The organism is Streptomyces graminilatus (genome assembly GCF_001418565.1).
Taxonomy (GTDB): Bacteria; Actinomycetota; Actinomycetes; order Streptomycetales; family Streptomycetaceae; genus Streptomyces; species Streptomyces graminilatus.
In genome coordinates, this window is record NZ_LIQQ01000623.1 from 1 (window position 1) to 10,060 (window position 10,060).

Sequence of the window (10,060 nt, forward strand, 5' to 3'; positions counted from 1 at the left end):
ACCCCCACCACTCCCCTCACCGAAAAGGACTGACCCCGTGCAGCGCAACGGCATCATCCACCGCGAGCTGGCCGGGCTGATCGCCGGTCTCCGCCACACCGAGACCTTCGTGATCAGCGACGCCGGGCTCCCCCTGGCACCCGGCACCCCTGTCGTGGATCTCGGCTACCGGTACGGCCAGCCCGGGTTCCTGGACGTCGTCCAGACCGTGCTCAACGAGATCGTCGTCGAGCAGAGCTGGGTGACCGACAAGATCCGCGAGGTCAACCCCACCGTCCACACCGGCCTGCGCTCCTTCGGGCTCGACCCCGAACCCATCGACCACGACGAGTTCAAGGCCAGGGTCCGGGACGTCAAGTTCGCCGTACGGACGGGCGAGGACACCTTCTACGCCAACGTGCTCCTGCGCGCGGGGGTCCCGTTCACTCCGTGAGTCGACCGACTCGATGATTCGAGGTCTGCCAGGTCCGCAGGAACGGGATCGTCCTCCCCTCCCTGGGCGTCGAAATCGCGTCCCCCGACCTGAAGCTCGTCGAGCTGGGTCGCGTACGCGCCGACGTGGCCGATCGCCCGGCCCGGCGCTTCAGCGAGAGGGACGCGAGTGACGGCATACGAGAAGCCGCCGACGATGCTCGGCCACGGCGAACTGCCGTACCCGGCGGGGACCCTCATGGTGGACATCGTTTCCGAACGGACGGGTCGACTGGTCGGCGTGATCGGGGAGTGCCTCAAGGAGTCGGGCAAGGTGATCAGCCGACAGGCGTTCCTGCGGCCGGAGGGCGGCGGCACGGAATGGAATGTGCCGCTCAGCCGGGTCAAGCTCGCGCGGGCTGAAGATTAGAAGGCGGCCGCGGCCATCGCCTCGGCTTCCGGGAGCAGGTCCTTGCTCTCCTGGATCACCCTCTCGTACGTACGCTCGTGGTTCCCGCTTTCGAGAGCGAACCGCAGCAGCGAGCCGGACCAGTTGTCGAAGAGTGAGAACGTGCGGTCCACCATCCGCTTGGCTTCCTCGCGCTGTGCGTCGTCGAGGGGCGGCAGGCTTTTCTCTTCCACCTCGGGCGACTTGATGCTGTGCGACGCCTCCGCCATGTAGTGCTTCGTGCCGAAGAACTCACATTCGCGACCGTCCCGCAGGGCGATGCCCCGGCAGTGGGTGAAGATCGTGATGGAGACGGCCTCGATGGACTCGACCATCGCGAAAACGGCGTATGTGGGGGCGCCGGCGGCGAGCGCGGCCAGCTCCAGGCAGAGGCGTCGCGAGTGGCTGAAGTCAGCGCTCCACAGGACTCGCGTGGCGTCCGACAGGGGCATGCTGCTGTCGGCCCCCAGCTTCTCCAGGTCGGTCAGCATCCACTGCCAGTGGAAGTCCTCTTCGTACGTGTGCGCGTTCAGAAGGGCCTGCAACTGATCGGGGCGGGCGTTTCCTTCGTCTTTGCGGAAGACGTATTTGTTCAGGTCGGAGTAGCCCATGATGAACGGAACCACGCTGGGACCCCACGCCAGACGCTTTTCCCCGGGAAGGGACTCGTCGGCGAGCAGGCGGGTGAAGAATTCATGGCTCTCGTACGATATCCGCTGCTCTTCGATGTAATCGATGACCTTCTGCATGGAAAACTCCGTTCACGATGCGTCGACATCTCCGCGGCGACAGGGGGAGAAGACAGCATCACATGACGCCTCTTCAACTCATGCCGTTTCACGAGGCGTTGACACGGAATCTGCCCTTGGCTGCCGGCACGACTGCCCCCTCGGTCGTGCGCGAGGTGCCCTGCGAGTCGCATCCTGTCGGGGGCGGGGGACGAACGGCGAGGCCCCCCACCTGTCTTGGTAGGGGGTCTCGTCCAGTAGCGGCGCGGGCGGAGTTGTCTGCCCTTCGCGGGCTCAACTGCTCCTGTACATCGGGACCGTGAAGCTGACCTGCTCACCGTTGTTGTACTCGGTGTGGTCCCACACCGAGATGTGATACCAGTCCTGCATCCGCAGGTGCAGCACTTCATCGGCGTTGCTCCAGTTGTATCCGACGAACTGGAAGTTCGGATCGGGACTGTCTCCCATTCTCCTGCTTCCCCAGCTGCAGATAAACGACGGGTCGTTCTTGCAGACCGACCAGGCCTTGGCGTACAGGTGGCAGTCGTCTCCCTGCCATACGTCGATACGCTTCAGCCTCGCGTCGGACGAGCGCCACTTTCCGTCGAACCGGTTGGCGGAGCACGAGGCGGCTGCTTCTTTCGCCGAGGTGACGGTGAGCACCACCGAGAGGGAGAACGTCAGGGCGACCGTCAAGAGCATGGCCATGAGCTGGCGTAGTGGAATGCGGGCAGAAGAGACCTGTGTCATCGTGAACCTCCGATAGCGGGTCGCAGCGCGGGGCATCCCGTACTCACAGGACGCGTCGTCCCCCTCCTTCGGCTGAACGCCACCCATTCGGGCCCGGATCATTTAGCCCTTTATCCCCTACCTATTCCAGAGCAGCACTCCGCAATCCTGATCGCAAGTTGGCAGGATTTTTACATTTTGCGCATGATTCAATGATGAATGCGATCAAAAGTGGACCGGTCAATTGAGCTTCTCGCTCGTCGCGCTTGTCGGGTGTCACCTGACCGGGCCCGGCTCGAAGAAGCTCACTGCTCGGCCGGACGGCGTCCCCAGCACGAGATCAGCGGCGCGAGTGTCAGGTCGAGTTCGCCCGCCTCGATGGCGGCAAGGTGCGCGTCGATCTCGGCGCCGTCGGCCAGGCCGGCCGCGAGCAGTTCGTCGCGCACGTGCCGGATGGTCGCCGCCTCCAGCTTGTCGCAGGCCAACCCGCCGACCGGGAAGGTGCCCTGCGCGGCGACGTCCACCAGGCCGGCCTCACGCAATGCCCGCGGCAGTGTCCGGCCGTAGCGCAGGTCCGCGCCCCGGCGTGTCAGCAACTCCCGGAACGCGTCGCGCAGCCGGTTGGCCTGCCGCTGCGCGGGGCCGCTGTCGTCCACGCATGCCAGTGGCTGCAGAGCGGTATCGGCGTCCTCGATCAGCAGCCAGCCGCCGGGCCGTAGTGCTGCCGCCATCGTGGCCAACGCCCGCGCCCGGTCGGGGATATGGACGAGCACGAGCCGAGCGTGCACCAGGTCGAACGTCCCGGGCTCCGGGGGCGGGTCGGCGACGATGTCGTGCCGGCGCACCTCGTACCCGTCGCCTGTCTTCAGCCACGACGGGTCGATGTCCGTGGCCAGCACGTGCCCGGTCGGACCGACGGCCGCCGCGAGCGCCTCCGGGATACCGGGGCCACCGGCCCCCACCTCCCAGCAGCGCGAGCCGGCCCCGACCCCCAGCCGATCGAAGTGCCCGCGCGTCACACCGTCGAACAACTCGGCCAGCCAGACGAACCGCTCACCCGCCTCGGCACGCGCGTTGTCCAGCAGGTATCCACGGGCGGGAGCGGGCTCTCCACCGAGCGCGGTGGTTGCGTCTGAGGAGGTCACCTCTACATGGTCAACCTCCCCAGGCCACCAGCGCCACGACGACGGGAGAGGGGTATCTCACACAGCCCAAACCTACGCGGAAGCCGCAAAACCATTGGTTCGGGTACTCTGACCGCGCCTTCTCTCCCCATCCGTATCAAGTACTGGGAGACCAGTTCATGAAGCGTGCGCCTGTCGCGTTGGCGGCCCTGGCTGCCGGTGTGGCTCTGGCGGGGTGCGGCGGTCACCCGGCGGACCGGGTTACCGCTCGCACTCACCCTTCCACGAGTACCAGCCCGACCCATACGGCATCGGCTCTGCCGGTGAGCGCCTCGGGAACAGGGCTGCGCCTTGTCGCCGGGACCCCCGTCCACTTCGGCGCCGACAGCACGCCGGGAGTCACCGGGAAGCTCACCTTGACCTGCCGGGGTGAGGGGCTGGTTCACATCCAGCCCGCCAAGGGGCAGGCCACAGAGGTGCGGTGCGGTGGCTCCTCCGAATTGCAGACCGATTCCGGCGGCACCATGTTCACCGCCTCGACCACGAGCAAGTCAGCGATGACGCTGGACTGGACCCTTGAGCAGATGGGGCGTTGACCGCTTGGCGCTGGTGCTCGGTGGCGAGCCGACGGACTCGACGAATGAGGCGAAGGCACCGGGTCGGAGGGAATCTTCGACAGGAGTTCAACAGGGGTCCGAACGCCTCACCGCCGCCGGGACCGCGCCCACCGCCGGTCGGTGACCCCCTGTCAGCGGAGGAGGGCCTGCTCGACGGTCGCGTACCCGTCGAGCAGGCCCTCGGCTCGGATCATCTCGGACTGTCCCGGATCTGCTCGGACCGGCTCGGATCGGATCGTCATGGCACCGGCGGTAGCGGCATGCGCACGGGCCTCACGGGCCTCACGGGCCTAATAGACGTTGGTTTCGCCGGTGAGGGTCAGGGCGGGGCCCTGGGCGTCGCGGGGCTTGGCGGTCAGTTTCCAGACGTAGGTGCCCTTGACGCGCGTGCCGTCGGCGCGCAGACCGTTCCAGGAGGCGCGGACCGCGGCACCCGTGCTTCTGCCGGTGAGGACCCGGGCCGTCCTTCCCGCGCGGGTGGACAGGGTCAGCGTCCAGCTCGCCGGCTTGTTGAGCTGCCAACGGGGTTGCCAGGGGTTCGCGCTGGTCGCACCGTCAACCCCGGTGGCCGTGTCCGCCTCCAGTTGTGCCAGGCCCGACGCCGGCACCCCGCTGTTGACGATCGCCACCTCACCGGCCGTGCCCGTGAGGTATGCGATGTGACCGCCGAACTTGTCGACGGCCCACCGGCCGCCGCTCGCGCCGCGCGTCACGTCCGTCGCGGGCAGCACCGCCACCGTGCGGGTGATCGCCTGGCCGGTGTGGAAGTCGGTGAGGCGCAGTTCGTGGGTGGTCCGGTCCTCGCGTACCAGGTAGCCGTCGGCGAGGCGGGCCGGGGACGCGCCGGAGGGGACCTTGACGGCGCGCTTGGTGGCACGGTCGTAGACGCCGGCGGGGCCCCTCGCGCCGCAGGACCAGTACAGCCAGGTGTTGACGGCCTGGAGGTCGGTGGGCTTGCAGGGGGCGCCGGTGGCGATCGTGGCGACTGTCCGGTTGGTCCTGAGGCTCAGGCCGACCACCGACCCGTTGGTGGTGCCGGCCGCCCACAGCACCTGGCCCCAGACGGACGCGGCGGTACGGGTCCGGCTGACGGTGACCCTGCCGACCGTGGAGCCGGTCACGGAGTCGACGACCTTCTGCACACCGGGGCTCGCGCCGTTGTACAGCACGTATCGGCCTGTGCCGCCGGGGATGCCGCCGAGGCGGTCGCCCACGTACACCTTGGTCGTGGTCTTCGCGTCGGGGCCGTAGATCAGGACGGACTCCGGGCCTCCGTTGTCCATGTCGACCCACTTGCTCGTCACGGAGGCGAACCGGCCGTCCCCGAGTGCCTCCGCCTGCGGGCAGCCCACATCGCCGTCGGGGCAGTCCACCATGTTCGACTGACCTCGGTCGGTCTGGGGACCCACGGGACGGCCCGTGGCGTCCAGGGCGAAGCTGCTGAAGCCGTTGCCGGAGTCGCTGTACGCGAACAGCTCGCCACCACCGAGTGCCAGGGCTTCCACGCCTATGGCCTTCGTGGATATCCGCACCACCTTCTCGGAGACGGCCGCGCCGTCCGCCGAAGGCTTGACGCGGTACACGTTCCAGTCGAGGGCGGAAGGTCCGGCGGTGGCGAGCGCGCTGCCGTCCGGGGACGGTGTGACATAGCCGTACGACTCGTTGAGCAGGGTCTCCGTGTCGCCGGTGACGAGCGAGAGGGCGATCAGGTCGGGGTCGGCCTCGCCGTAGTTGCTCACGGAGCCGATGAGGAGCTGGTCTCCGACAACCGCGAAGTGCGTCACCGGGAAGTCCCAGCCGCCGAGGACGGTGGGCGCGGTGCCGGGCGGGGCGTCGACGCGTACCGCCTTCCAGTCGGCGACGAACCAACGGTCGTTGAAGCTGACGTCGTCGTGGACGTCGTCCACATCGGTGACGTACGTACGGAAGGCGCCGTCCCGGAGGTCGACGAGGCCTGCGGAGAGCTTGCCGCCCAGCTTGTAGACCAGGCCGACGGAACGGACCGAGCCGCCCTTGACGTACTCGGTGATCTCGGCGCCGGCCGGGACACCCTTGACCACCCGGTCCGTGGTGGTGCCGTCTGCTGCGGCGCGCAGGATGTGCGGAATGCCGGACGCGTCCTCGGTCAGGGCGCTCCAGCCCACGGCCTGCTTGTACGTCTGCCCGGCGGGGATCGTGAGTGTGGCGGCCACACTGGTGGAGCGGTGTTTCTGGGTGACCGTGGAGCCGCTCCGGGTGCTGACGACATCGGTGCCGCTGGGCAGGTCGTCCGGGCCCGCGTGGGTGGGCGGCACGAACCCGTCGTAGTCCACCTGATGTACAGGGTCATTGCTGCCGCTGTGCTTCCACTCGAACCCGGACGCGCCCAGCCAGGGGTAATCGATCCAGTCCGCCCGCTTCGACTGGAGTGTGACGGTGCCGACCGGGGCGTCGGCCCTGGGTACCGCCTGTGCGGGCACGGTGGTCAGTGTCGCGCACGCCAGGACGGCCGCTCCGCCGATCGCGGCCACCCTGGCGATTCTTCGTGAACGGGTCACGTTCCCAGCCCCTCCGTTTTGGCGTCCCCCCGACAACGGCGGACACGTCATGCACCCAGACTCGGACCGCAGTCGGTTGGTTGTACGAAGGGATCGATTCCGTCCGGTGGGCACGGGGCTCGGCGGAGGACCGGGACGACTTCCACCGTCCAGTCGGGGATGGTCAGTTGCGGTCTGCCGTGAGCGAGTCGAGGGCCTCTACGAAGCGGGTGAAGGCTCCCGCCGGGAAGGTGAGGCCTGCTCGGGCCGGGTCCTTGGAGTCCCGTACGGCCACTTGGGCGCGGTGGTCTGCTATCTCGACGCAGGCGTCACCCTGGCCGCCGCCGGAGTAGGACGACTTCCGCCATTTGAGGGCGTCTACGAAGGGGGCGAAGGAGCCGATCGGGAAGGTCAGCGTCGCTCGGGCCGGGGTCTTCGAGTCGCGGACGGCTATGTGTGTGTCCGAGTTGGCGATCTCCACGCAGGAGTCACCGTCGCCGAAGCTTGAGTACGACGACTTCCGCCAGTTGTCGAGGGTGCCCACGGGGTGCCTCACAGCTCTTTCGTCAACTTGTGGATGAAATCGCGCGACCGTCCTGGGGCGAGCGACAGCGCCTCCAGTCTACGAAGAAGCGTCCGAAAGGTGTCGAGTTGAGCCTCAGAGTCGACGAAGTCCGCGCCTTGCGGTGCATCGCGTACGACCGTGTCCAGCTTGGGCACGGCGCCCGCCGCGTACGTCACGGCGCTCGCGGCGCCGGCGAACCCGTCCAGGTCGAACGGAATGACGCGCACAGTGATGTGGGCCGCTTCGGACAGTTCGAGGACGCGGGCCAGTTGTCTTAGCGAGACAGCGCGGTCGCTGACCCGGATGCGGAGTGCCGCCTCATGGACGATCGCCACGTACGGGGTGGGAGCGGCGCCTTCGAGGATCGACTTACGTTGCATCCGGTGACGGACGCGCAACTCAAGTTCCTTGTCCTGGAGTTCAGGGATGCGATAGGAGAAGACGGCTCGGGCGTACTCCTCTGTCTGAAGCAAACCGGGAACGTACAGGACTTGGACCTCCCACAGCGACGTGGCGCGGTGTTCCAGCTCGGACAGATCAAGGAACGAAGTCGGCAGCAGCCCCCGGTACTCCTCCCACCACCCCCGAGCCCGGTCGGTAGCCATCGCCACCAGCGCCGAGATCAGCTCCTCGTCCGTGCACACGTAGTGGGCGGCGAGTTGACGCAGCCGCTTCTCGCTCACGCCGGAGAGGCCGGACTCGATCTGGTTGATCTGTACGGAGCTCACCCCGAGCAGTGCCGCCGCCTCCCGGCCTGAAAGGCCTGCGGCTTCACGGAGCCTGCGCAGTTCAACGCCCAGGCGCATCTGCCGCGCCGTCGGTTCGCGCCGCAATGCCATGAACTGCTCCTCGGATCAACGCGCCTCGAAGCGCGACTCGTTCGGAGTCAGATTACGCGACCAGCTTGCTGAACCTTTAAATCCAGGTCTACCGTCAGTGACGCGACGCACGCTCTGCGGAACGCCGGAACCCCCGGAAGCGCACCACACCGTCCTGCCACGACGGCTGCGGCATGCCACCGCCCGCCGACCGCAACCCCCCACCACCGAACGGGAGTTGACGCATGCCTGAAATCGTCGATGCCGAACCCGAGTTCACGTCCGAGCCCGATTCCTGGGAGTACTCCTTCTACGTCCCCAACGACCTCCGTGCCGTCACGATCAGCCGCCGCACCCTCCGCCTCATCCTCACCATGCATGGACTGATCAGCCTCGTCGACGTCGCCGAACTCCTCGCCGGCGAACTGATGTCCAACGCCGTACGGCACACCAAGGGCCCCGCCGCCCTGCGCATCCGCTGGTCCGCCGGCGTGCTGCGCATCGGAGCCTGGGACGCCGATATCCGGCCGCCCGAGCCGCCCCGGAAGCTGGGGCAGCTCGTGGAGGCGGAGGACGGGCGCGGGCTGGGGATGGTGGTGGCCTGTTCCGATCAGTGGGGATGGCAGCCGCTCAGCCGGTTCGGGAACCGGGGAAAGTTCGTGTGGTGCGAACTCGCCGCCGGGGTCGGTGCCTGCGCCTGAAGCCCAGGCCGGTCAGCCGTGCAACCGCGCCCCACAATGCGGCCACGGCCCCGCCCCCCGCTTCACATACAGCCTCTTCGCGCGGAACGTCTGTTCCGTGGCCGTCGCGTCCTGGGGGCGCCCGGAGCCGCCCAGGCTCTGCCAGGTCTGCGTGTCGAACTGGTACAGGCCGCCGTAATTGCCCGACGGGTCAACCGCGTCGGGGCGGCCCCCGGACTCGCAGGCCGCCAGCGAACCCCAGTCCAGATGGTCCGCCCCCTGCACCGACGTCGGCATGGGTTTCGAGCCGACCCTCACCAACTGGGCCCTCGGCTCGCGCACCACCTCCGTACGCACCCGGCGCGGCTTCTGCTTCACTCCGTTGACGGAGCGCAGGGCGAAGGTGACCCGGCGCAGACCCGGGCGTCCCGTCTGGTCGACGACCTCCGTGCCCTTGAAGAGGGTCGGATCCTGGGTGCGGCGGACGTCGAAGGGGATCTGCTCCTCCCGCACCTCCTTGGAGCCCGTCACCCGCAGCACCGTCACCGTCTGGCCGTCGCGCGGGAAGCTCTCGGAGGCCACCGAGATCATGTCCTCGCCGTGGAGGGTGATCCCGGCCTCCCCGACCGCCTCGCCGACCGTCGCGGCGTTCGTACGGATCGTGCGGGCCTGGCCGTCCGCCATGATCGTCACCGTGCGCTCGGTGCGGACGTCGATGGTCAGCCCCTGCCTGCCGATCTTCTGGGAGCGCGCGAGCGAGAGGTACGCGCCCTCCGCGCGCACCCCGAGCTGTCTGAGTGCTCCCTCCACTGTCTGTGCCGTCGTCCACACCTCATGCCGTTCACCGTCCAGAGTGATCCGTACGGGTCGCCCGTAGTGGACGTGGACCTCGTCACCGCTGGCCAGTGCGGTGCCCGGGGCGGGGGCGACGACGTCGTGGGCGCCGACCGCCACGCCCTCGTCGGCCAGCAGCTCGGTCACGTCGTCGGCGAAGGTGTGCAGGGTGCGCGGCTTGCCGTCGACGCTCAGCTCGATCGCCTTGTCCTTGGCGATGAAGGCCGTCGTACCGCCCGCGAGGAAGGCGACGACCAGTGCCTGCGGCAGCAGGCGGCGGATCGTGTCGTGGCGCTCGGAGCGCTCGGAACCCTTGCGGCGCCTGGCCGCCCGCCCCTCCCGGACCCCCTCCCTCGCCGCCCGCTGCTGCCTGGGCAGCCCTGACGGCGGCAGCGGCGCCGGGGGCGGCGGGGGCTCGTAGGCGGGGCGGTAGGTGTCCACGTACGGCAACGGCGCCACGTACGGCACCCCGTACGCCACCGTCTCGGCGGTGTGCGGGTCGTAACCCCCGTACGACGGCTCCTCGTACGGCGGCTGCGACCCACTGGCGGGGCTTGACGTCTCGTACGGCGAACTGCTCACGACTACAC

General features: G+C 68.4%; 11 protein-coding genes. 4 read left to right on the top strand and 7 right to left on the bottom strand.

Annotation, left to right across the window (positions count from 1 at the left end; genetic code table 11):
- The first annotated feature begins 37 nt into the window (after window positions 1–37).
- A complete protein-coding gene (rbsD, locus tag AOK08_RS38490; RefSeq protein ID WP_055534755.1) occupies window positions 38–433 on the top strand; it encodes a D-ribose pyranase in 396 nt (131 codons plus the stop codon).
- Window positions 434–601: 168 nt separating this feature from the next.
- Complete coding sequence (locus tag AOK08_RS38495; RefSeq protein ID WP_241827285.1) at window positions 602–841, top strand: hypothetical protein; 240 nt, start codon at window positions 602–604, stop codon at window positions 839–841.
- Here the strand turns inward: AOK08_RS38495 and AOK08_RS38500 are convergent.
- The 3 genes from AOK08_RS38500 to AOK08_RS38510 form a co-directional block, all read right to left on the bottom strand.
- Complete coding sequence (locus AOK08_RS38500) at window positions 838–1,608, bottom strand: hypothetical protein (protein ID WP_055534757.1); 771 nt, start codon at window positions 1,606–1,608, stop codon at window positions 838–840. The genes AOK08_RS38495 and AOK08_RS38500 overlap by 4 nt on opposite strands.
- Window positions 1,609–1,881: 273 nt before the next feature.
- Entirely contained in the window at window positions 1,882–2,337 is a 456-nt protein-coding gene (locus AOK08_RS38505) for a hypothetical protein (RefSeq protein WP_157876978.1), read from the bottom strand.
- Between the two features lie 284 nt (window positions 2,338–2,621).
- On the bottom strand, window positions 2,622–3,461 hold the full coding sequence (locus AOK08_RS38510) for a methyltransferase domain-containing protein (protein ID WP_055534761.1): 840 nt from the start codon (window positions 3,459–3,461) through the stop codon (window positions 2,622–2,624).
- Between the two features lie 302 nt (window positions 3,462–3,763).
- Here AOK08_RS38510 and AOK08_RS38515 point away from each other — a divergent pair, with 302 nt between their 5' ends.
- Window positions 3,764–4,036, top strand: a complete 273-nt coding sequence (locus AOK08_RS38515) for a hypothetical protein (protein ID WP_055534763.1) — start codon at window positions 3,764–3,766, stop codon at window positions 4,034–4,036.
- A 311-nt stretch (window positions 4,037–4,347) separates the two neighbouring features.
- On the opposite strand, the gene AOK08_RS38520 is transcribed toward AOK08_RS38515, so the two are convergent.
- From AOK08_RS38520 to AOK08_RS38530, 3 genes are all read right to left on the bottom strand, one after another.
- Window positions 4,348–6,594 carry a hypothetical protein gene (locus AOK08_RS38520; protein WP_157876979.1) on the bottom strand — a complete coding sequence of 749 codons (2,247 nt, stop codon included), beginning with the start codon at window positions 6,592–6,594 and terminating at the stop codon, window positions 4,348–4,350.
- Window positions 6,595–6,757: 163 nt separating this feature from the next.
- Entirely contained in the window at window positions 6,758–7,117 is a 360-nt protein-coding gene (locus tag AOK08_RS49035; protein WP_079054532.1) for a DUF397 domain-containing protein, read from the bottom strand.
- Between the two features lie 8 nt (window positions 7,118–7,125).
- Window positions 7,126–7,977, bottom strand: coding sequence for a helix-turn-helix domain-containing protein (locus AOK08_RS38530; protein ID WP_055534768.1), 852 nt, complete (start codon window positions 7,975–7,977; stop codon window positions 7,126–7,128).
- A gap of 224 nt (window positions 7,978–8,201) precedes the next feature.
- Between AOK08_RS38530 and AOK08_RS38535 the strand changes: the two genes are divergently transcribed.
- Window positions 8,202–8,657 (top strand): ATP-binding protein, encoded by a 456-nt coding sequence (locus AOK08_RS38535; RefSeq protein WP_055534770.1) that lies wholly within the window; start codon window positions 8,202–8,204, stop codon window positions 8,655–8,657.
- 12 nt (window positions 8,658–8,669) lie between these two features.
- On the opposite strand, the gene AOK08_RS38540 is transcribed toward AOK08_RS38535, so the two are convergent.
- A complete protein-coding gene (locus AOK08_RS38540) occupies window positions 8,670–10,052 on the bottom strand; it encodes a resuscitation-promoting factor (RefSeq protein ID WP_055534772.1) in 1,383 nt (460 codons plus the stop codon).
- Between the last annotated feature and the right edge of the window lie 8 nt (window positions 10,053–10,060).

Bases quoted from the DNA above. Each gene is read 5' to 3' on its own strand.
- AOK08_RS38500 (WP_055534757.1), bottom strand. From the start codon at position 1,608: ATGCAGAAGGTCATCGATTACATCGAAGAGCAGCGGATATCGTACGAG.
- AOK08_RS38505 (WP_157876978.1), bottom strand. From the start codon at position 2,337: ATGACACAGGTCTCTTCTGCCCGCATTCCACTACGCCAGCTCATGGCC.
- AOK08_RS38530 (WP_055534768.1), bottom strand. From the start codon at position 7,977: ATGGCATTGCGGCGCGAACCGACGGCGCGGCAGATGCGCCTGGGCGTT.
- AOK08_RS38535 (WP_055534770.1), top strand. From the start codon at position 8,202: ATGCCTGAAATCGTCGATGCCGAACCCGAGTTCACGTCCGAGCCCGAT.